This window comes from Wenzhouxiangella marina (assembly GCF_001187785.1).
Taxonomy (GTDB): domain Bacteria; phylum Pseudomonadota; class Gammaproteobacteria; order Xanthomonadales; family Wenzhouxiangellaceae; genus Wenzhouxiangella; species Wenzhouxiangella marina.
This window is the reverse complement of sequence record NZ_CP012154.1, coordinates 2,426,191-2,446,073: the sequence shown is the minus strand read 5'-3', so window position 1 is coordinate 2,446,073 and position 19,883 is coordinate 2,426,191. Positions and strand designations below refer to the sequence as shown.

Below are 19,883 nucleotides of genomic sequence, written 5' to 3'. Positions count from 1 at the left end.
GCTCCGTCGACGCCGGGCGACTCAGTCGCCGCTGGCCCCCACGGCCCGTTCTCGTAACAGGGCATCGGGAGCGGGCTCGCCCCCCAGAAATTCCCTGACTACCGCCGCCGGCTCGCGGCCATTGCCGGCGGCGAGCACGTCCTGCCGCAGGCGTTGCAGGGTGTGGCGGCCCACCGATCTGTCGAGTCGGGTTCGCTCGAAGGCCTCGGCTGCCAGGGTCTCGGCCCAGAGGCTCCGGTAGGCTTGCCCGTCCTTCGAACCGGTGATCAATTCCCGATAGCCATCGAAGCGGTGAGCCGGTGCCAGCAGCGGGGGCAGGTCCATCGTGGTCCGGATCCGGCCTTCGAGCGCCATCAGACTGGCGTCCTGTTCCGCACTCAGCTCGTGCATCGCCAGATCGAGACGAACGGCGGCGATCTGTTCGAGCAGGTCCAGGCCGGCCAGGAGTCGTTGCCGTTCGGCCAGAGACCGGCGAAGGGCTTCGGAGAAGGGACAACCGGTCCGAGGATCGGTGACGAATTCCTCCAGGGTGCCGGGCATCCAGGTCCAGCGTTCCATCCACAGGGCGGGGAACTCGACGAAATCGGCGGGCACCTGGGTGCCGGCAAGAGCCTCGAAGCGGGTCATCGAGAACATCTCGTGCAGGGCGTGCCCCAGTTCATGGAAGACGGTTTCGACCTGATGGGGACTGAGGCGCACCGGTTCGGTTCCAGGCGGCCGTGGGAAGTTCGCGATGATCGCGACCACCGGGGGAACGCGCTGTCCCGATTCATCGACATGGCCGCGCCGGAACACGGACATCCAGGCGCCGCCGCGCTTGCCCGGGCGATGCACCAGGTCGAGCATCAGCTGACCCATGAGCGAGCCATCGCCATCGCGGACCTGCCAGCTTTCGACCTCGGGATGCCAGGCGGGCGCCGTCACGGACTCGAACTCGAGTGACCAGAGCCGTTCCGAGAGGGCAAAGGCCGCCTCGAGAATCCCGCGAAGGGGAAAATCGATCGATCCCGTCGCCTGATCCAGGCCGGCCTGCTCGATCAGGCGCTGCCGGTAGTACCAGCGGTCCCAGGCCTGCGGAGGGCCTTCGATCCCGTCCAGGCGCATCATCGCCTCGATGACTTCGATCTCGGCGTCGGCCCCTGGTCGGGCGGCGGCCTCCAGTCGATCCAGCCAGTTCCGCAGGCGGTCCGAGTCACCGAGGCTGCCGCTGTGCAGGCGTAGGTCGAGGTGGTGCCGGTAGCCCAGCAAGCTGGCTCGCTCGGCGCGGAGTCGGAGAATGCGCTCGATCAATGCCGGATTGTCATGCTGCTGGCCGAAGCGCAGGCCACCGGCCCGACGCTGCCAGCCCTGATAGAGCGCCTTGCGCAGCTCCCGGTCGTGAAGGTGACGGAGCGCCGGGAACAGGCTGTGGACGCCGAGGGTCAGGGCCCAGCCATTGTCGTGGCCGCGGTCCCTGGCATCGCGCCGGGCCTGCTCGATGGCACTGGCCGGCAGGCCCCGCAGCCGGCCAGGGTCGGTGACATGAATTTCGAAGCGTCGAGTCTCGCGTTCCAGGTTCTGATCGAAGCGTGCTTTCAGCTCGGCCAGCTCGCCGTCGATGGACTGCAGGTGGCGCTGCTCGTCGGGGGAGAGGGCCGCGCCCTCGTCGATGAGGTGCCGAAGGCTCTGCTGCGCCAGGCGCCTGGTCTCACCATCCGGCGCGTCCATCGACCGCAGCTCGTCCTGCAGGTGTTCGAGCAGGCGGCGGTCGCCGCGCAGCCCGGCGAGATGGGTGCTCAATCGGGCCCGTACCGCTCGGTTCGCCTCGTTCCAGGGCTCCGAGTCATGCAGCTGTGCCAGTCCGAAGAACCGGGCAGCGAAGGCGGCGACGGGCGCGCCGGATCGCTCCAGGGCCACGCTGGCGGGAACGGCGCCGGATTGCAGCGAATGATCCAGGGTCAGCTGGCTGGCTGCGATCAGCCCTTCAAGATGCTCGGCAGCCGCTTCCGGATCCAGGCGATCGAAGGGAATGGGGTCGACCTGCAGCCAGGGCGATTCGGTTTCGAGACTCGAGCGAGGCGTCAACGGTTCGTCCGAAAGCCCCGTCGGGTCGGTCGAGGTCCGGTCATTACAGGCGCTCAGCGTGGTCAGGGCCAGCAGAATGGCGAACGCCGAGGGTCGAAGCATGGTCGAGTCGAGGTATCGTGTGCAGTGCGGGCGCATCATACCTCAGCTGGCATGAGCGGCCGCTTGCATGCTGCGGCTGGGGCTCGAGTTGCAGGAGCGAATGCCTCGAGCCTCGGACGGGCCAATGAAGTCTGGCCGTTCGTATCATCTGGACCATCAGGAGAACAACGATGAAAGCTCTTGCGCTGGTCGCCGTCGGCGGGGCCTTGGGGTCGCTGCTTCGCTACCGGATCGCGCTGTGGACACTGGCATGGGCCGAACACTGGCGTTTTCCCATCGGCACCCTGATCGTCAATGTGCTGGGTGCCCTGTGCGTTGGCCTGGTCTGGGGCCTGGCCATGCGCCTGCCGGGCTGGAGCGAGGAGCTGCGGCTGGCGCTGATGGTGGGTCTGCTGGGGGGCTTCACGACCTTCTCGGCCTTCGGGCTGGAGACCGTCCTGATGCTGAAGCGGGGCGCCGTCTGGCTGGCCGTGCTGTACGTGGGCGCCAGCCTGCTTCTGGGGCTGCTGGCGGTCGCCGCCGGCCTGGCGATGACGACGGGACGGAGTTGAGTCGCGCTCCCTTCGCCCGCCGGCTGGTAACATCGACCTGGGAGCGTGAAATCCATTTCTGGCAGAGGTGATGATGCGAAGCAACAGACCCATCCGTAATTTCCTCGGCGCGGTGTTCGTGCTGTCCACGATGATGGTCGCACCGGCCGCAGGCGCCGAGGCGGAAGAGCCGAGTCCGCCACGACCCGGGTCGGCCCTGTTTCCCTACCACGAACACATGCCGTCCTACTGGCTGATGAATCGGGCCCGGCGTCTGTATTCGATCGGCCGTCACTACAGCGCGATCCACTTCTACGAGCGGGCGAGTCGCTATGCCGACAAGTTCGGACAGTACAACGTGGGCGTCATGCACCTGAAAGGCGAGGGCACGGCCTTCGATCCGGTGCGCGCCTGGGCCTGGCTGGCCCTGTCCGCCGAGCGCGGTTATCCGACCCTTCAGCAGGCGGCCGATCAGCTCTGGGCCCTGCTGGATGGCGAACAGCAGCGACGCGCCCGAGCCATTCTGGAGTCCGAGTTGATGCCGGAGTACGGGGATGCGGTGGCGATCCCGCGCGCCCAGCTGCAGATGGATCGCGAGCGGCGTCGCTCCACCGGTTCGCGCCTGGGGCAACCGGCCCTGCTGGGCATGCTCCGGGTCATCGATGCCCAGGGCTTCGGTCTGAGCCGTCCCGGCTCCGAGTACTACGATCCTGCGAAATGGGACATGCGCCAGTTGGTCGAATACGAGACCTGGCAGATGAATAACCTCGCCCGTGGGCGAGTGGATATGGGTGACACGGAAGTGATCGAGGATGAACACGATCGCTGACGCCGCCAAGGCCTATCCACGCTCGGTCCGGCGCCTGCACTGGTCGATGGCGCTGGGTCTGCTGGGCATGGTCCTGTTCGGCCTGTTCATGGGCAGCCTGTCGCTGGAGGATCCGCGACGCGGTTTGTTGATGCGCCTGCATCTGATGGTCGGTCTGCTGCTGCTCGCCGCAGCGATGCTGCGTCTTCGCTGGCGCCTGCAGGGTCGCATGCCGGACTTGCCTTCGGTCTACGGTCGCTTCGAAGCAGCTCTGGCCCGGGCGGTGCATGGGCTGTTCTACGTCCTGATGATCGGCCTGCCGCTGCTCGGGCTCGGTGTCTGGCTGCTGGACCCCTTCGTGGCCGGTCCCGGTCTGGCGGGCCAGTCGGTGGCCCTGGGTGATCTGGCGGGTTGGCTGCACCGGGCCCACTACCTCGGCGCCTGGCTGTTGCTCGCCGCGGTGCTGGTTCACCTCGTCGGTGCGCTGCGCGGCCTGCGCAGCGCCACGCCCGAACGACGCGTGCTCTGGAGGATGCTGCCCTTCGAACGGCAAAGCTCCCGGCCGGTCTCCTTCGAAGCTCGCTCACATCCCCGGCGCTCGAAGAAACGCCGTCGTTCCTGATACTCAGCCGCCGGCCGCGCCGCCGGCTCCTTCCAGGGCGCGCTCGAGCAGGCCGTCGCGCAGCCGCGGGTGGAAGGGCTCTTCGCCGAACCAGATCATGAAGAATTTCTCGCCGTCGCCCTGGTCCGGACAGCGGCGCAGAAGTTCGTCGTTGAGGTACATGGCCAGACCTTCGGCGGGATCATAGACCACGTCGTAGCGATCACCCGGTCGGGTATCGACGTAGGCATCGGCCATGCAGGCCAGAGAGCTCGGTAGTTCGGCCGCGGTCTGCAGGTCGAGGTTGTCCATCAGGACTTCGATCGCGGTGCGGCTCAGATCCTCACCCGAGAATTCCCTTGCCGTGACCAGCGAGAACTGTTTGGGAATCTCCTCCAGGACTCGCTCGGCCTGGGAGCAATCGTCGAGGTGGAGCGAAGCGGTGCCCACGTTGAACAGCAGGGCGACGCGCAATTCCAGCTCCGAGCAGACCTGCAGCGAAGATCGTCCTTCGGCCGGCGCCATCGCCAGTGCCGTGAGGCATGCAAGGGCGGCGCCGAGCGCCTGAACTGGCACGAGGCTGCGGGAGCGCTGAACTGTCGTTCGTGTCCGCACGGCCGCCACTACATCCGGTTGTGCGCCCGGCGCACGAAGAAGCCGACCACCGGCAGCTGTGCGTAGAGGGCATGACCCGAGTCCCAGAAGTCCTGATGCAGGACGACGCGACCGGCGCCGTCGAAGCGCAGATGCGTCATCCCGATCGACCTGGAATGGATGTCCTTGCCGGCCACGCTGGAGCGGAATTCCATCGACCAGCGCAGGAAGACATCGTTGCCGTCCCTGAGCACCTGCTTGACGTCGACCGAGCTCTGCTCCAGTGAATCGCCGGTTCGGCTCATGTAGTCGACCAGTGCTTCGCGATCATTGAAGGTGTGGATCGTGTCGTTGAAGTACAGCTCGGGCGCGTAGAGGGCCGTCATGCGCTCGCGCAGATCCGCCTGGGTCAGGTCGCCGTAGGCGGCGACGAAGGCCTGGACGCCTTCGTCGATGGCCTCCGTCGAGCCCTGGAAGCGCTGCATGGCGCCATCGTATTCGCTTTCATCGAAATTGGACATGGTGCCTCCCCGGGCCAGGCAGCCGATCGTGATCAGGCTGGCGATGACGATGAAGACCAGGGTCCTGATGGTCCGCCTGCTCATGTTCGGTCACCCGTGGTCATGACGATCCCCTTCATGGTGGCGAGGCTCAGAGCGCGTCCGCGGCGGCCCGGGCCGATTGCAGATCGGCAAGCACCTCGTCGGTGTGCGACTCCGGATCGACCTGGCTGTAATGCTTGACGATCTGGCCGTCGGGACCGATCAGGAAGGTTTCCCGTCGCGCGAAGTTGATCTCACCGCGCTCCACAAGCACTCCATACTCGGCCGCGACCCGGCCATCCGCATCGGACAGGATCGCGAAGGGCAGGCTGTACTTGTCGCTGAAGGCCTTCTGCGCATCGACCGGATCGGTGCTGATGCCGAGCACTTCCGCACCGACACCGCGGAAGGCATAGATGTTGTCGCGGAAGTTGCAGGCTTCGGTCGTGCAGCCAGGGGTATCGGCTCGTGGGTAGAAGTACACGACCAGCCAGTCACCGGCATAGTCGCTCAATGCATGCCATTCACCGTTCTGGTCCTGCAGGCGGAAGTCCGGTGCGGACCGCTCCGAGCCGGCAAGAGCGGCGGAGCCGCAAGCAAGAAGGAAAGTCATGGACAGGATGCGGATGAACATGCCGGAACCCCTGGCGTTGTCTGAATGCTCCTAGTCTCACGGGTAGCGCGTGAGTATCGGATCAATAGATTTTCCTTATAATGTGAACGAGTCGTGAATTCAGGGTGAGTGAGATGGCTGACGACACCGATCCTTTCGAGACCTTCTCGAGCGAGACCCTCCGGCGCGCCGAGGAAATGTGCGCGGGCCTGTCCTTGAATCTGAGCCTGGATCGTCGGGGACAGTCGAAGATCTTCAACGGTGCCGTTTCCGACCTCGATGATCCGGCCGGACGGCACGTCAGCGTGACCGTCGCGGAGGTGGGGGATCGACCCTGGTTCACCCTGATCAGTGACCGCCCACTGGCCGCCAGTCGCAACGCCTTGCTCGTGTTCAGAGTGCCGCCCGGCCAGGATCGCAAGTTCATCGGTCGCCACGCGGCCAGCGAGCCAGGCAAGCGTGGCAGCGACGACGCCAAGCGTCAGGTCGTTCGCTTCGAGATCATCCGGGACGTGGGCAAGTCTTAGCCGTTCAGGCCTCAGCTCGGCGGCGCCTGGATGGGGGGCTCCGCTGCCAGACGAGTCTGCGGGGAAGGCCACGGTGCATCGCCGGCCAGCACCCGAGCAGGATGGGTCAGCAGGGCATCGACGACGGCGGCCGTTTCGGCGTGCGCCATGCCCAGCTGGTCGATCAGGAAATGCCGGGCCTGATCGGCACTCATTCGCTGGCTGTGCAGCAGGGCGTCCAGGCGCGTCAGCGCCAGGTGGTTCCGATCTTCTGCCAGCAGCGATCCCGCATCGGCCGCAGCCTCCCACTGCTCGTCCAGTTGTTCCAGCCACTGATCCAGGCTGAGATCCAGGCCGTGAACCTCCTGCAGGAAGTCCTCGTAGCGCGCCGGCCCGATCGCCGCCGATGCCAGGCTTTCCGGCAAGACGACGGTTTCCAGATGGCGCCGGTACTCCAGCAGCGCAGTTTGCGCTGCGAGCAGGGCGGACTGCAGACCGTCGGACAGCTCGGGCGCCGCCGGTATCAGACTCTCGACCAGCGTTGCCAGACGCTCGCTCAGGGCCGACGCCTGGCGCATGGCGGACAGGGTGAAGCGCTGCGGCGCCCGGTTCAGATTGTCCTGGCCGGCGGCTAGCAGATACGGCAGCTGCTGGAGGCGCGCCAGCATCCATTGGGCACGCCGCTCCCGTGCAGCAAGCGTCTCCTCTGTCAGTTGCTCGAAGGCCGATGCGGCCAGGTAGAGGCGCGGATCGCGCTGCCATTGCCCGACCCGCTCGAGCAGAAGCAGACGTTCTCGGGCATGGCGGATCAGACGGTGCCACTCGTTCTGCCGAGCCGGATCGGTCAATGCGTCGCCGCGGAAGCGCTCCAGCGCGGCCAACTCGTGGCGGACCTGCTCGATTTCGCGTTCCAGGTCTGCACGTCGTCGCGCAGGAAGTCGATCCGCGTAGATCAGATAGCCACTGGCCGTGGCTTCGATCGGGTGCGAAGCCCAGTAGTCCAGCCAGTAGGTCGATCGCAGTGCATCGAAGCGCTCGATGAGCCGAGGGTCGGGCTGGACAGGAGGCTCGGCGTGCTGGCAGCCGGACAGGGCCAGGAGGCAGGACAGCACCAGGACGGAGAAACGGGAGAAAGCGGCAAGCATCGGCTCTTGCGAGTTCCAGAAGACCAGTCAGTGCGTCCCCCGAAACGCCAAACGGATGTTAGCACGTCAGCCGGGTGCCGGTTGTGGAGGCCCGGGTTGCCGAAAGGCGCGTCGAACGATGAGCAGGAGCCAGAGCGTGCAGATGAGATCGATGGCAGTGGCGCCGTAGTAGATTCCCGATACGCCGATCAGACGGGGCAGGGTCAGCATGACCGGCACGTAGAACAGCAGCTGACGGGAGACAGAGACCAGAGTGGCCTTGCCCGGTTGCTCGATGGCCGGAAGCAGGGCCAGCGCGGTGAACACGATCGGCAGGACCGGCAGGACCAGCATCAGCACTCGAAAGCGGTGCAGGTCGAGATCGGAGAATCCGGCCATGGGCAGCATCAGGGTCAGGGTCTGTTCGGGGAACAGGTTCATCAGCAGCCAGAGGGGCAGGATCAATAGCACCCCGGCCAGAACGAAGGTCCAGTAGCTCTCCCGGACGCGCTCCCATTGGCCGGCACCGTAGTTGATTCCGGCAACGGGCTGAAAGGCGCGCATCAGGCCGAACAAGGGGGTCAGCATGAAGATCAGCACGCGCCAGGCCGAGCCGAAGAAGGCAATATCGGCCTGACTGCCGACCTGGGCCAGCATGTTGAACACGACGATGGCCTGGATCACGCCCATCGAACTCATGATCGCTGCCGGGGCCCCCAGGCGAAGGATGCGCCGGACCAGTTCCGGATGGAAGCCGATGTAGCCGGTGTCGACCGGATAGCTTGCGCGTCCGCGGGCGAAGCGCCGCCAGATGAGTACCCCCCCGACGGCAACGCCGATATTGGTCGCCCAGGCGGCGCCGGCGACCCCAAGGTCGAAGACCAGGATCATGACCGGGGTCAGGGCGATATTGACCAGCAGACCGGTGCCCATGAAAGTCGCGGCCAGCTTCATCTTGCCCTCGCCGCGAAGCAGCATGTTGAGCGCCATGCCGGCGATGGCGCCGAAGCCGCCCAGGGCGGAGGCGCGCAGGTAGCTGGCGGCGATCGGAAGCAGTTCGTCTTCGGCGCCCATGCCGGCCACCAAGGACTCAGCGAAGCCGGCGCCGAGCACTGCATAGATCAGTGACAGGCCAGCGGCGACGGCCAGGGTGGTGCCCGGCAGGCGGCGCATCAGCTGGCGTTCGCCTCGGCCGATCGCGATCGACAGGGCCACGCCGCCCCCGATGCCGGCCAGGGAGCCCAGGCCGAGCGTGAGCTGGGTCAGGGGATAGGCCATGACGGCGCCGGCGAGCGCCTGTTCGCCAATCAGCTGGCCGATGAACACGGCATCCATGATGGCGTTCAGGCCCCAAAGCATCATGGCGGCGACGGCAGGCCATGACATGGCCCACATCACTGTCCAGGGTTTGCCCTTGAGGATCAGATCGGCGTGTGGGTCGTGGTCGTCCTCGGCGCCGACGGCGCTGGCCTTCGCGTCGACCTGGCTCATGCCTTGCCCGTGCGCAGGATGCGCACCGGCGGCGTGGCGAGCACCGAGCGATTGCCCAGCCAGCCGCTGCCGACCACGAGCACGAAAGCGGCGATGAAACCGGCCAGGAACAGGCTGAGGGAGGGCGCGTAGCGGAAGTCGAACAGTTCGCGCGCCAGCAGCCAACCGGTCAGGGCCGAGCCCATGGTGGCCAGGAAGGCCGCGATCAGGGCCATGATGCCGTATTCGATCAGCAGTCCGCGTCGGATCAGGGCGTTGTCCGCGCCGAGGGTCCGGATCAGGGCCGATTCATGGCGTCGTTCGTCGCGCGTGGCCTCCAGGGCCGCCAGCAGCACGACCAGGCCCGCCAGCAGGGTGAAGAAGAACACGACCTGGGCCGCGGAACTGACCCGGTCGATGATTTCGCCGACGCGATCCAGGAGGGCGCCGACGTCGAGAATGGAGAGGTTCGGGAACTGCTGGCTGATCGAACGAAGCAGCTCCGGGTCCGGATGCGGCAGGTGAAAGCTGGCGATGTTCTGGTGGGGCAGGGATTGCCCGGCGTCCGGGCTGAGCAGGATGAAGAAGTTGACGTTGAAGCTGTCCCACTCGACGTCTCGGATGCTGGTCACGGTGGCGGTGAAGCGCTGGGCGCCCGATTCGAAGGTCAGGGTGTCGCCGAGCTTTACTCCGGTGCGTTCGGACCAGCGACGGGCCAGCGAGATCTCTCCCGTGGAGTCCGCCGAGAAGAATCGACCCTCGCTGATCGAATTCGCCGGTGGCAGCTCGTCGATCCAACTGACGTTGACCTGGCGGCCGAGCCGGTCGGCGTTGTTGAGTTCGCCGCTGGTCTCGACGAGATTGACGTTGGCCATGGGACGGATCTGCAGTCGCTGGGCCTCGGCGGCTTCGAGCCGTCCGCGCACCGCCTCGACCTGGTCGGGCTGGATGTTGACGATGAAGTGGTCGGGGGTGTCTTCCGGAAGGCTGCCGCGCCATTGCCCGAGCAGCTCGGTGCGAACGATCATCAACAGCAGCAGCGCCATCAGGCCGAGCCCAAGCGCGGTGATCTGGATGACGCCGGCAGCCCGCCGCCGACGCAGGCCGGCCAGGCCGAAGCGCCAGGCCGAGCGCGCCCGGGTGGACAGACTGGCGCTCAGGCGCATGCCGATCCAGCCGCTGATGGCAAGCAGCAGGGTCAGCACCAGGCTTCCACCCAGGACGATTGCGGCGAGCTTCAGGTTGCCGAGCTGCAGCACGGGAATCGTCAGCGCGCCGGCGATGGGCAGCAGCCAGAGCGCACCCTTGACGCCCACCCGCTGGTCCAGGGACTGGTTCAGGATGCGCATCGGCGGCACCTGACGCAGATTGAGCAGTGGCGGCAAGGCGAAGCCGGCCGCGAGCAGCAGCGTGAATGCGGCGGAGCCGAGGATCGGCGTCAGCCGTGGAGGTGGCAGCGCGCCCGCAGGCCCGTCCGCCAGAAGCTGGGCGATGACGGCTTGAGCCGCCATGCCGGTCGCCCCGCCGAGGACCACGGCCAGGCCCACGAGCCAGAGCAGCATCAGGGTCAGCGCCATCATCACCTGGGCGCTGGTGGCGCCGAAGCTCTTGAGCAGCGCCACCAGGTCGCGCTGGGCGCGGGCGAAGCGCAAGGCGGACAGCAGCACGCCGACGGCCGCCAGAATCAGGGTCGTCAGGGCGGCCACGCCGAGGAATCGGCGAGCCTGGGTCAGGGCCAGCCCCGTCTGTTCGTCGGCTTCGGCGGCGGTGATCACGCGCTGGTTGGCATCGATCCGGTCTTCGAGCCAGTCGCTGTATTCGGCCAGGGCCGATTCCTCCCCCGCGACGAGCAGCCGGTATCGCGCCCGCGTTCCCGGGCCGAGCAATTCGCTGGATTCGAGGTCATCGAGATGGATGAGCAGACGAGGCGCCAGCATGAAGGGGCCGCCGCCGCGGTCGGGCTCGTAGACCAGGGATTTCTCGATCGTGAGTTCGTGCACGCCGACCAGGGCGATGTCGCCGACCTCGGCACCGAGATAGCGTAGGCCCCGGGGTTCCATCCAGGCGCGACCCGGTGCCGGAATCTCGTCTGTGGCCTCCCCGAGGCCCGCGGCGGAGTCGGCGACCTGGAGCTGGCCGCGCAACGGGTAGCTGTCGGACACGCCCTTGACGTCGATCAGCATGGATTCCTCGCCGACGAAGACGGCCGTGCTCAGGGTGATCAGTTCGGCGGTGTCGAGCCCGAGGCCACGGGCCTGCTCACGGAAAGCTTCGGGAATCGGCTGGCGGCTGGCCACGGCGAGATCGGCGGCCAGGGCCTCACCCGCCTGACGGTCGAGGGCCCGACCCACGCGGTCGGTGAAGACGCTGACCGCGACCAGGGCGGCCGTTGCCACCAGCAGTCCGGCCACCAGCAGGCCGAGGCTGCCGGATCGCCCCTGGCGCAGCAGCAGCCGGTAGGACAGTGTGAAACTGTTCATTGGGCCGCCGAGCTGTCGGCGAGCGAGGCCCCCAGCCCTTGCTGCGGATCGATCAGTCGACCGTCCTCGATTTCTTCGATCCGGGCGCAGCGACTGGCCAGGCGCAGATCGTGCGTGACGAGCACCAGGGCCGTGCCGTGTTTTCGGTTGATCTCGAACAGCAGGTCGGCAATGGTCTCGCCGGTCCGTCGATCCAGATTGCCCGTGGGCTCATCGGCGAACAGGATGGCCGGGTCCCCGGCGAATGCCCTTGCGATCGCCACGCGCTGCTGCTCGCCCCCGGACATCTGTCGGGGATAGTGATCCATGCGGTGGCTGAGCCCCACCTGTTCGAGCGCCCGAGTGGCGCGCTTCTGCGCCTCGTCGAAGCCGGCGATCTCCAGGGCCAGCAGGACGTTTTCGAGCGCGGTCAGGCTGGGCAGCAGGTGAAAGCTCTGGAACACGAAGCCCACGCGTCGACGCCGGAGCCGCGCACGGCCGTTCTCGTCGAGCCGGTTGATGTCTTCGCCGGCCAGCTCGATGCGTCCGCTGGTCGGCTGTTCCAGTCCCGCGAGCAGGCCGAGCAGGGTGGTCTTGCCGGACCCGGAAGCACCGACGATGGCCAGGGTTTCACCCGCATTCAATTGCAGGCTGATATCGTTGAGAATCTCCAGTCGGCCGCCGGGTGCCTGCACGGCATAGCCGACCTGGTCGCAGACCAACAGGGGATCGCTCGACGTCTGATTCCGGGATGAATTGTTCGCCATGATGAGAAAACTGACCTCTCCGCTCAGCCTGAGTCCGGCCGTTCTGCCATTGGCCCTAGTCCTACTGGCCGTGTCCACTTGGGTGCAGGCCGCCGAGCACCGGCTCCTGATTATCGGCGATAGTCTGTCAGACGCCTATGACATGTCGCGTGAAGCGGGCTGGGCCCATCTGCTGGCCGAGCGCCTGGGCGACGACTGGACGGTCGTCAATGCTGCCATCTCCGGTGAGACCACCGCCGGTGCCGCCTACCGCACGCCCGACCTGCTCGAGGCCCATGCACCCGACCATGTACTGATCATTCTAGGAGGCAATGACGGCCTCCGGGCACTCAGTCCGGCGCAGGTCCACCGCAACCTGGCGGCGATCATCGATCAGAGCAAGGCCAGCGGCGCGAAGGTGGCGCTGATGCAGATCCGTCTGCCGGCCAGCCTGGGTCCGGTCTACCTCCGGCGCTTCGAGGGGCTCTATCCGTCGCTCGCCGAGCACCACGAGGTCGAACTGCTGCCGTTCTTCCTTGAAACGATCTTCGATCAGCCAGGGATGATCATGGCCGACGGGATTCATCCGACCGAGGCTGCGCAACCGCTGATGCTCGAGCAGGTCTGGCCCTCGCTGAGCGAGTTTCTGAGGGTTCCACAATAGGTCCTGGCCCGGTCCGGGGTCCCGGATCAGTTAGAATCTCCCGCTGGTTTTTCTCGGCCGTCCAGGCGGCTGTCTGCCGATCGACGCATCGGTGACGAGGTGAAAAGGGTATGTCCGAACGTGAAGTGATGGAGTACGACGTGGTCGTCGTGGGTGCCGGCCCGGCCGGTCTGAGCTGCGCGATCCGTCTCAAGCAATTGTCGCCGGAGACCAGCGTCTGCGTGATCGAAAAGGCCTCCGAGATCGGCGCTCAGATCCTGTCCGGTGCCGTGATCGAGCCGGAGCCGCTGGACGCGCTGATCGAAGGCTGGCGTGACGATCCGCCGCCGATCTGTGTGCCAGCCGGTCGCGATGAATTCCTGCTGCTGAGCAAGACGGGCAAGCGCAAGCTGCCGACGCCGCCCCAGCAGAAGAACCATGGAAACTTCATCGTCTCGCTGGGGGCCATGTGTGCCTGGTTGGCGCCCAAGGCCGAAGCGCTGGGGGTCGACCTGTTCCCGGGCTTCGCCGCCGCGGACCTGAGCTACGCCGAAGACGGCTCGGTCCAGGGTGTGATCATCGGTGACCTGGGCGTCGACCGTCAGGGCCAGGAGAAGGACAGCTATGTCCAGGGCATCGAAATCCGGGCGCAGATGACCGTGCTGGGTGAAGGTTGCCGAGGGCATCTGACCAAGCGCGCCATCCAGCGTTTCAAGCTCGACGCCGACTGTGATCCGCAGACCTATGGCATCGGCATGAAGGAGCTCTGGCAGCTCCCGCCCGGGCGCGTCGAGCCGGGGCTGATCCAGCACTCGGTGGGCTGGCCTCTGCCGAATGAAATCTACGGTGGCAGCTTCGTTTACCACCTCGACAAGGATCGCGTGGCGATCGGCTTCGTGTGTGCCCTGGACTACAAGGACCCGAATTTCATGCCCTTCGAGGCCTTCCAGCAATTCAAGCACCATCCGCATATGCGTGAACTGCTGGACGGGGGCGAGATCCTGTCGGCCGGGGCGCGTGCGATTTCCGAAGGGGGGTTCCAGTCCCTGCCCAGGGTGGAGATGCCCGGGGCGATCCTGATCGGTGATTCGGCCGGCCTGCTCAATGTGCCCAAGATCAAGGGCACGCACCAGGCGATGAAATCGGGGATGCTCGCGGCCGAACACCTGGCCGAGGGTCTGTCCAGCGAGGGTTTCGACGCCCGTCTGAGGGATTCGGAGATCGTGGCCGAGCTCAAGGCCGTGCGCAATATCCGCCCGGGCTTCAACAAGGGCTTGTGGCGCGGCATGGCGACCGCGGCCATCGAGACGGTGACGGGCGGCAAACTGCCCCGGACCCTGCCCAACCACGCCGACCACGCGCAGTTCCGGCGTCTGGAGCAGGGTGGTTTCGACTATGACTGGGTGGATCGGGAGCTGCCGCCGCGCGATCGCCTGGCTTCCGTGTACTTTGCGGCCACGGCCCATGACGAGGATCAGCCGATCCATCTGAAGATCGTCGAGCCGGACGTCTGTTTCAGCCGCTGCGAAGAGGAATACGGCAATCCCTGCACCCGCTTCTGTCCCGCGAACGTCTACGAAGTGGTCGAGGACGATGCCGGCAAGCGCATCCAGATCAACGCGGCCAATTGCGTGCACTGCAAGACCTGTGACATTGCCGACCCTTACCAGGTGATCAACTGGGTCACGCCCGAGGGGGGCTCGGGACCCAACTACAGCAATCTCTGAGGTCCGGGCCCGGTCCGGCGAAGCGCCATCGGGCCCGATTCCTGCGCATCGTGACAAAACGAATACCTTCTTTCCCTGGGGCCAGACATGAGTAATTCCTTCGGTCGCGTCCTGACCGTGACGACTTTCGGTGAAAGCCATGGGCCGGCGATCGGCTGTGTCATCGATGGCTTCCCTCCCGGCATCGAGATCAGCGCCGAGGAGATTCGCAGCGAGTTGATGCGTCGGGCGACGGGCCAGAGTCGACATACCTCGCAGCGTCGGGAGCAGGAGGATGTGCAGATTCTCTCGGGGGTGTTCGAAGGTCGAACCACCGGCACGCCGATCGCCCTGCTGATCTACAACACCGATGCCCGGTCCAAGGATTACAGCCGGATCGCTGCTCAGTTCCGCCCGGGACACGCCGACTACACCTATCACCACAAGTACGGACTACGCGACTACCGGGGCGGCGGGCGCTCCTCGGCCCGCGAGACCGCCATGCGCGTGGCCGCCGGAGCCCTGGCGCGCAAGTACCTGAAAGACCGGCTCGGTGTGGAGGTGGTCGGCTGGCTGGCGCAGATCGGTGATCAGGTCTGTGACGAACGCTTCGATCCCGCAGCGATCGATAGCAACCCGTTCTTCTGTCCGGATCCGGAGCGAGTGCCCGAGCTCGAGGACTTCATGAAGCGGCTGTGGAAGTCGGGCGATTCGGTCGGCGCCCTGGTCAAGGCGCGGGCGACCGGGGTGCCGGTCGGCCTCGGGGCGCCCGTCTACGCCAAGCTCGACGGCGATCTGGCGGCGGCGATGATGAGCATCAACGCCGTCAAGGGCGTGGAAATCGGCGCCGGCTTTGCATCGGTCAGTCAGAAGGGCACGGAGCATCGCGACGAGATCACGCCGGCAGGCTTCGAGTCCAACCATGCCGGCGGCGTGCTGGGCGGGATTTCCACCGGTCAGCCCGTCGATGTGGCGGTGGCCTTCAAACCCACCTCATCCCTGCGGCTGCCTGGCCGAACCGTTGATGTTCGAGGCGAGCCGGTCGAGATCATCACCACGGGTCGCCATGACCCCTGCGTCGGCATTCGCGCCGTGCCGATCGTCGAGGCCATGCTGGCCCTGACGATCCTCGATCACTACCTCCTGCACCGAGCCCAGTGCGGCGATGTCGGTCCACAGGAGCCCCGGATTCCGACTTGAAGTTCGTTGCTTCCCTATCGGAGTGACAATTCCGTTACTCTGCGCTCTTCCCAAGCAGACCAGCCGTCCGAGGCAGTGATGAGCGAGAACAAGAAGGGATATCGGGTAGCCGTCGTGGGGGCCACCGGCATCGTGGGTGAAACCATGCTGGAGTTGCTCGCCTCGCGTGCCTTTCCCGCCAGCGAGGTCGTGGCCCTGGCCAGCGAGCGCTCCGTGGGTCGAGAGGTCAGTTTCGGCCGCCGTTCGCTGGTGGTCGACGATCTGGCGAGCTTCGACTTCGAAGGTGTTGATTTCGCGTTGTTTTCAGCCGGCGGGTCCGTGTCGGCGGAGCACGCTCCTCGCGCGGCGGCCGCCGGTTGCACGGTGATCGATAACACCTCCCATTTCCGGATGCACGACGACGTGCCGCTGGTGGTGCCGGAGGTCAATGGCGAGGTCCTCGACGATTGGCCGGGGCAGGGCATCATCGCCAACCCCAACTGCTCGACGATCCAGATGCTGCTGGCGGTCGCACCGATTCACCGCGCCGTGGGCGTGCGTCGTATCAACGTCGCCACCTACCAGTCGGTCTCGGGGGCGGGCAAGCAGGCGATGGAGGAACTCGGCCGGCAGTGCGCCGACCGCTTCAATTTCCGCGACCCCGAGCCGGAGGTTTTCTCGGCGCCGATCGCCTTCAACCTGATTCCGGCCATCGATCGCTTCGAGGACAACGGCTACACTCGCGAAGAGATGAAGATGCACCACGAGACCCGGCGAATCCTGGGCAGCGAAGCGATCGCGGTGAACGCAACCGCCGTGCGCGTGCCGGTCTTTGTCGGACACGGTGAAGCGATTCATCTGGAAACCGATGATTTCATTGAGATCGATGCCGTGACTGAACTACTCTCGGCGGCCCCCGGCGTCCGTCTGATGGCCGATCGGGAACTGGCCACGCCGCTGGTCGATGCGGCCGGGCACGACGAGGTCTTCGTCGCGCGCCTGCGGCGCGACCTGAGTCACCCCAAAGGTATTGATTTCTGGGTGGTTTCCGACAATGTTCGCAAGGGAGCGGCGCTCAACGCGGTGCAGATTGCGGAGCGTCTGATCGGGGTGCAAGGCGCATGATGGATCGGGTCCGCTGCGGGGCGCGGTCGGGAGTCGAAAAACCATGGTTTCTTATTTTGTGAAGTCATTGGTATACTCGCTTGAATTAACTAAAAGTTTTGTCAGAAGAGGGTGGTCGGGTCGATGCGTCCAACAACGATGAAAGTCATTACCACGAGCTTGCTGCTTGCGCTGCTGCTGCTGTTCCCGGCCGACTGGCTGAGAGCGCTGGGCCTGGGCGAGGCGAGGGTCGATTCCTATCTGGGACAGCCACTTGACGTCAGCATCCGCCTGATCGAGCCCGCCGGCGGCAGCCTGGATTCGCTGACCGTGGCGCCCGCGCTCTCCTCCGACTACGACCGACTGGGCATCCCATCGGATGCGCTGTCGCTCGGTCTCGATGTGACCGTCGACCGTCGGGTCGACCCGCCCTTGATCCGCGTCCGTTCCTCGCGTGAGGTGGAAGATCCGATCGTCCAGGTGCTGATCGATGCGCGCTGGTCCAACGGCCGCGTGCTGCGCGAATACACGCTGTTCCTGGATCCGCCGACGGTGCCGGTGGCGCCGCCGATTCGCCGGGTCGACACCGAGGCCGCGCCCCGTTCGATGCCGGCCGAACCGGCTCGTCAGCCCGAAGCCACGCGTCCGCGTCCGGCGCCCGCTCCGGCGCGTGAAGCCGCGCCGGCACCGGAGCCGCAGCCCCGTCCGGCTGCGCAACCGGTCGAGCGCGCCCCGGCCGCGGTTCGGCCGAATGTCGTTGGCCCGATTGCCCCTGGCCAGACCCTCTGGAGTATTGCCTACAGCTGGCGCCCGAGTTCGGGGATGACCATGAACCAGGTCATGCTGGCGATTCTGGATCGCAACCCGCAGGCCTTCATCAACGGCAACGCCAATCAGCTTCGCCGCGGTGCCGAGCTGACCATGCCGAGCAGCGACGAGGTGCTCGGCATCGATGCGGCCGAGGCCGATCGGCGCATGCGCGCCCAGATGCAGGCCTGGCAGCCGGGTGCGGCCGTGGCCGAAGTGCCGGTAATCGCCGATGAAGCCATTCCCGAAGTCGAAGTCGAGTCCGAGCCCGAGCAGGAAGCGCCGGTGGATGACGTGGTGCATCGTCTGGAAGTCGTGCCGCCCGAAGGTGAAGTCGACGACGAGGGTCCGGCCGTGTCCGAAGCCGAGCTGAGCGAGGCGCGTGCGCGGCTCAGCGAACTGGAAGACCAGATGTACACCGAAGGGCTGGAGAACGACCAGTTCTACCGGCAGATCGAAGAAATCCGGGACGCGATCGAAGCCCGGGAAATGGCTGGTCTGGCTATCGCCGACGAAGAAATGGCCAACCTCGAAGCGCGTCTGCGGGACGCTCGCGAGGCCCGTGCGGCGGAAGCGGAAATGGCCGCTGCCGATGCCGCTGCGAGCGCCGAAGAGGCAACGGGTGACGAGGTGGACGCCTATTTCCGCCAGCTGGAAGACGAGCTCGGTGCGGGCGAGGAAGTCGCGAGCGAGGCTCCGGCCGAGACGGTCGATGCCGAACAGGGCGCAAGCGATACCGACAGCACGCAGCAAGAGGCGAGCACGACCGAACCGACCATGGCCGAGCCTGCACCCATGCCCGTCACGGATACCGGCTCGGGTGGATTGCCTGCCTGGATCTGGGCGGTGCTGGCGCTCGTGCTTGCCGGCGGTGCAGGCGCCTTCTGGTGGTTGCGCAAGCGCGGGGCTTCCGGAGACGCCGCGGGACCGAGCGCCGGAGTGACCGGCGTCGATGTCGAGGCAGCACGCGAGCGAGTGGCATCGAACCGCGATGATCTCGATGCGCATCTGGCCCTGCTCAATACCCTGGCGGCGGAAGGGGATGAAAGTGCCTTTTCCGATGCCCTCGACGGCATGTACGCCGTGGTCGACCATGATGACGATCCGCGCTGGCAGGAGGCACTGAATCTGGCTGTCGTCAATGCACCGGATCATCCGCTGCTGACGCCGCCGGAAACGGCCTCGATCGGTCTCGATGACGACGATGACGAAGGCCTGGACACCAAGACTCGAGAGATGCTCGGGATTCTTGGCGGCGATGACTCGTCGAGCGGTGACGATATTCATGGCTCGGAATTCGAGGACGATGTGGTTGCCGAGGCCTCCGTCTTCGATCAGGAGGACGATGACGCCGATTCGGCTCCGAGCCGCGAGGATCGGGCTGAAGAAACCCTGTCCGATGCGATCGATATGGACCTGGCTGCCCTCTCGGATCGTCTGGACGATGAGCCCGAGGCCGCCGACGACGAAGCCGAAGCCACGGACTCGGGATACTCGTTCGATTTCTCCACCGCGTCCGAAGACGAGAGCTCCGAAGACCAAGCCGAGGTCTCCGAGCCCGAGGTTTCGATCGATGCGGCCGAGAACGACGAAGACGATGGCCTCAGCCTGGATCTCGGTGCCGAGGATTCCGGTGGGCTCGAGGACCTGGGCGGGGATTCGCTCGGGGGTGAGTCCCTGGGCGGCGAGACTCTGGGCGGCGAGACTCTGGGCGGCGATTCCGAGTCGTCGCGGTCCGAGGATGAGGGGCTTCCCCTCGACCTCGATCTGGGCGATGAGGACGACGATCTCGATGCCGGTGACACGCTCAAGCTCGACGAGGTCGACGACACCCTGAAACTCGACTCCGAAGACACGCTTCAGCTCGACGCCGAGGAACTGGCGACCTTCACGTCCGGTGGCAATTCGGACGAGGATGAGGGAGTCTCGACGGGTGCTGACGAAACGCTCGATCTGAGCACGCAGGAACTCGCCGAGGAAACCGGCAATCAGGAGCTCGAGGCTTTCCTCGGCCGGGACACGGCTTCCGGCGAGGAAGAGGCCTCCTTCGACGATGACGTCGAACCGAGCTTGGAGGGCGTTCCGGAGGCTGATGACGAGGAAGCACCGGAACTCAGCGACGATGATGCCGAGGTCAAGCTGGACCTGGCGCGGGCCTACCTGTCGATGGACGATCCCGATTCGGCCCGCACCCTGCTCGAGGAGATCGTCAACGGCGGCTCCAGGGCCAAGCGTGAGCAGGCGCAGGAACTGCTCGACGACATGTAGATCGGGCGGAACGGTTC

Annotated in this window: 17 protein-coding genes; 9 read left to right on the top strand and 8 right to left on the bottom strand. The window is 66.0% G+C overall.

All coding sequences use genetic code 11. The annotated features are described in order from the left end of the window. Positions 1 to 21: 21 nt before the first annotated feature. A complete protein-coding gene (locus WM2015_RS10445; RefSeq protein WP_049725990.1) occupies positions 22 to 2,166 on the bottom strand; it encodes a M3 family metallopeptidase in 2,145 nt (714 codons plus the stop codon). Between the two features lie 170 nt (positions 2,167 to 2,336). Between WM2015_RS10445 and crcB the strand changes: the two genes are divergently transcribed. The 3 genes from crcB (at position 2,337) to WM2015_RS10430 (ending at position 4,126) form a co-directional block, all read left to right on the top strand. Continuing rightward, positions 2,337 to 2,717: a fluoride efflux transporter CrcB gene (gene crcB / locus WM2015_RS10440; protein ID WP_049725989.1), complete on the top strand. Its 381-nt coding sequence runs from the start codon at positions 2,337 to 2,339 to the stop codon at positions 2,715 to 2,717. A 73-nt stretch (positions 2,718 to 2,790) separates the two neighbouring features. Then, entirely contained in the window at positions 2,791 to 3,525 is a 735-nt protein-coding gene (locus WM2015_RS10435) for a tetratricopeptide repeat protein (protein WP_169751151.1), read from the top strand. Then, positions 3,509 to 4,126 carry a cytochrome b gene (locus WM2015_RS10430; RefSeq protein ID WP_049725987.1) on the top strand — a complete coding sequence of 206 codons (618 nt, stop codon included), beginning with the start codon at positions 3,509 to 3,511 and terminating at the stop codon, positions 4,124 to 4,126. Before WM2015_RS10435 ends, WM2015_RS10430 begins: the two co-directional genes overlap by 17 nt. Positions 4,127 to 4,129: 3 nt before the next feature. Here the strand turns inward: WM2015_RS10430 and WM2015_RS10425 are convergent, their stop codons facing one another. From WM2015_RS10425 to WM2015_RS10415, 3 genes are all read right to left on the bottom strand, one after another. Then, a complete protein-coding gene (locus WM2015_RS10425; protein ID WP_049725986.1) occupies positions 4,130 to 4,630 on the bottom strand; it encodes a chalcone isomerase family protein in 501 nt (166 codons plus the stop codon). A gap of 98 nt (positions 4,631 to 4,728) precedes the next feature. Continuing rightward, positions 4,729 to 5,304 (bottom strand): nuclear transport factor 2 family protein, encoded by a 576-nt coding sequence (locus WM2015_RS10420; RefSeq protein ID WP_049725985.1) that lies wholly within the window; start codon positions 5,302 to 5,304, stop codon positions 4,729 to 4,731. Between the two features lie 46 nt (positions 5,305 to 5,350). Continuing rightward, on the bottom strand, positions 5,351 to 5,875 hold the full coding sequence (locus tag WM2015_RS10415) for a peroxiredoxin (protein WP_082169658.1): 525 nt from the start codon (positions 5,873 to 5,875) through the stop codon (positions 5,351 to 5,353). A gap of 104 nt (positions 5,876 to 5,979) precedes the next feature. Between WM2015_RS10415 and WM2015_RS10410 the strand changes: the two genes are divergently transcribed. Next, positions 5,980 to 6,381 carry a hypothetical protein gene (locus WM2015_RS10410; RefSeq protein WP_156201085.1) on the top strand — a complete coding sequence of 134 codons (402 nt, stop codon included), beginning with the start codon at positions 5,980 to 5,982 and terminating at the stop codon, positions 6,379 to 6,381. An 11-nt stretch (positions 6,382 to 6,392) separates the two neighbouring features. Here WM2015_RS10410 and WM2015_RS10405 read toward each other — a convergent pair whose 3' ends face one another. The 4 genes from WM2015_RS10405 to WM2015_RS10390 form a co-directional block, all read right to left on the bottom strand. Next, positions 6,393 to 7,505, bottom strand: a complete 1,113-nt coding sequence (locus tag WM2015_RS10405; protein WP_049725983.1) for a DUF885 family protein — start codon at positions 7,503 to 7,505, stop codon at positions 6,393 to 6,395. A gap of 66 nt (positions 7,506 to 7,571) precedes the next feature. Continuing rightward, positions 7,572 to 8,975 (bottom strand): MATE family efflux transporter, encoded by a 1,404-nt coding sequence (locus WM2015_RS10400; RefSeq protein ID WP_049725982.1) that lies wholly within the window; start codon positions 8,973 to 8,975, stop codon positions 7,572 to 7,574. After that, positions 8,972 to 11,434, bottom strand: a complete 2,463-nt coding sequence (locus WM2015_RS10395; protein WP_049725981.1) for an ABC transporter permease — start codon at positions 11,432 to 11,434, stop codon at positions 8,972 to 8,974. The genes WM2015_RS10400 and WM2015_RS10395 overlap by 4 nt, the downstream gene beginning before the upstream one ends. Further along, a complete protein-coding gene (locus WM2015_RS10390; RefSeq protein ID WP_082169657.1) occupies positions 11,431 to 12,180 on the bottom strand; it encodes an ABC transporter ATP-binding protein in 750 nt (249 codons plus the stop codon). The genes WM2015_RS10395 and WM2015_RS10390 overlap by 4 nt, the downstream gene beginning before the upstream one ends. Here WM2015_RS10390 and WM2015_RS10385 point away from each other — a divergent pair. The 5 genes from WM2015_RS10385 (at position 12,179) to WM2015_RS10365 (ending at position 19,866) form a co-directional block, all read left to right on the top strand. Beyond that, positions 12,179 to 12,823 carry an arylesterase gene (locus WM2015_RS10385; RefSeq protein ID WP_245609757.1) on the top strand — a complete coding sequence of 215 codons (645 nt, stop codon included), beginning with the start codon at positions 12,179 to 12,181 and terminating at the stop codon, positions 12,821 to 12,823. The two genes, WM2015_RS10390 and WM2015_RS10385, sit on opposite strands and share 2 nt — an antisense overlap. A gap of 110 nt (positions 12,824 to 12,933) precedes the next feature. Beyond that, complete coding sequence (locus WM2015_RS10380) at positions 12,934 to 14,529, top strand: electron transfer flavoprotein-ubiquinone oxidoreductase (protein WP_049725980.1); 1,596 nt, start codon at positions 12,934 to 12,936, stop codon at positions 14,527 to 14,529. An 87-nt stretch (positions 14,530 to 14,616) separates the two neighbouring features. Next, positions 14,617 to 15,708 (top strand): chorismate synthase, encoded by a 1,092-nt coding sequence (aroC, locus tag WM2015_RS10375; RefSeq protein ID WP_049725979.1) that lies wholly within the window; start codon positions 14,617 to 14,619, stop codon positions 15,706 to 15,708. Positions 15,709 to 15,786: 78 nt separating this feature from the next. Further along, the gene (locus tag WM2015_RS10370) at positions 15,787 to 16,812 is read left to right on the top strand and encodes an aspartate-semialdehyde dehydrogenase (RefSeq protein WP_049725978.1); all 1,026 of its coding nucleotides are present in this window, start codon (positions 15,787 to 15,789) and stop codon (positions 16,810 to 16,812) included. 138 nt (positions 16,813 to 16,950) lie between these two features. Then, complete coding sequence (locus WM2015_RS10365) at positions 16,951 to 19,866, top strand: FimV/HubP family polar landmark protein (protein WP_156201082.1); 2,916 nt, start codon at positions 16,951 to 16,953, stop codon at positions 19,864 to 19,866. Positions 19,867 to 19,883: the final 17 nt, after the last annotated feature.

Coding starts and splice junctions, on each gene's coding strand:
- WM2015_RS10445 (WP_049725990.1), bottom strand. CDS start 2,166: ATGCTTCGACCCTCGGCGTTCGCCATTCTGCTGGCCCTGACCACGCTG.
- crcB (WP_049725989.1), top strand. CDS start 2,337: ATGAAAGCTCTTGCGCTGGTCGCCGTCGGCGGGGCCTTGGGGTCGCTG.
- WM2015_RS10435 (WP_169751151.1), top strand. CDS start 2,791: ATGCGAAGCAACAGACCCATCCGTAATTTCCTCGGCGCGGTGTTCGTG.
- WM2015_RS10430 (WP_049725987.1), top strand. CDS start 3,509: ATGAACACGATCGCTGACGCCGCCAAGGCCTATCCACGCTCGGTCCGG.
- WM2015_RS10425 (WP_049725986.1), bottom strand. CDS start 4,630: ATGGCGCCGGCCGAAGGACGATCTTCGCTGCAGGTCTGCTCGGAGCTG.
- WM2015_RS10420 (WP_049725985.1), bottom strand. CDS start 5,304: ATGAGCAGGCGGACCATCAGGACCCTGGTCTTCATCGTCATCGCCAGC.
- WM2015_RS10415 (WP_082169658.1), bottom strand. CDS start 5,875: ATGTTCATCCGCATCCTGTCCATGACTTTCCTTCTTGCTTGCGGCTCC.
- WM2015_RS10405 (WP_049725983.1), bottom strand. CDS start 7,505: ATGCTTGCCGCTTTCTCCCGTTTCTCCGTCCTGGTGCTGTCCTGCCTC.
- WM2015_RS10400 (WP_049725982.1), bottom strand. CDS start 8,975: ATGAGCCAGGTCGACGCGAAGGCCAGCGCCGTCGGCGCCGAGGACGAC.
- WM2015_RS10395 (WP_049725981.1), bottom strand. CDS start 11,434: ATGAACAGTTTCACACTGTCCTACCGGCTGCTGCTGCGCCAGGGGCGA.
- WM2015_RS10385 (WP_245609757.1), top strand. CDS start 12,179: ATGATGAGAAAACTGACCTCTCCGCTCAGCCTGAGTCCGGCCGTTCTG.
- WM2015_RS10390 (WP_082169657.1), bottom strand. CDS start 12,180: ATGGCGAACAATTCATCCCGGAATCAGACGTCGAGCGATCCCCTGTTG.
- WM2015_RS10380 (WP_049725980.1), top strand. CDS start 12,934: ATGTCCGAACGTGAAGTGATGGAGTACGACGTGGTCGTCGTGGGTGCC.
- aroC (WP_049725979.1), top strand. CDS start 14,617: ATGAGTAATTCCTTCGGTCGCGTCCTGACCGTGACGACTTTCGGTGAA.
- WM2015_RS10370 (WP_049725978.1), top strand. CDS start 15,787: ATGAGCGAGAACAAGAAGGGATATCGGGTAGCCGTCGTGGGGGCCACC.
- WM2015_RS10365 (WP_156201082.1), top strand. CDS start 16,951: ATGAAAGTCATTACCACGAGCTTGCTGCTTGCGCTGCTGCTGCTGTTC.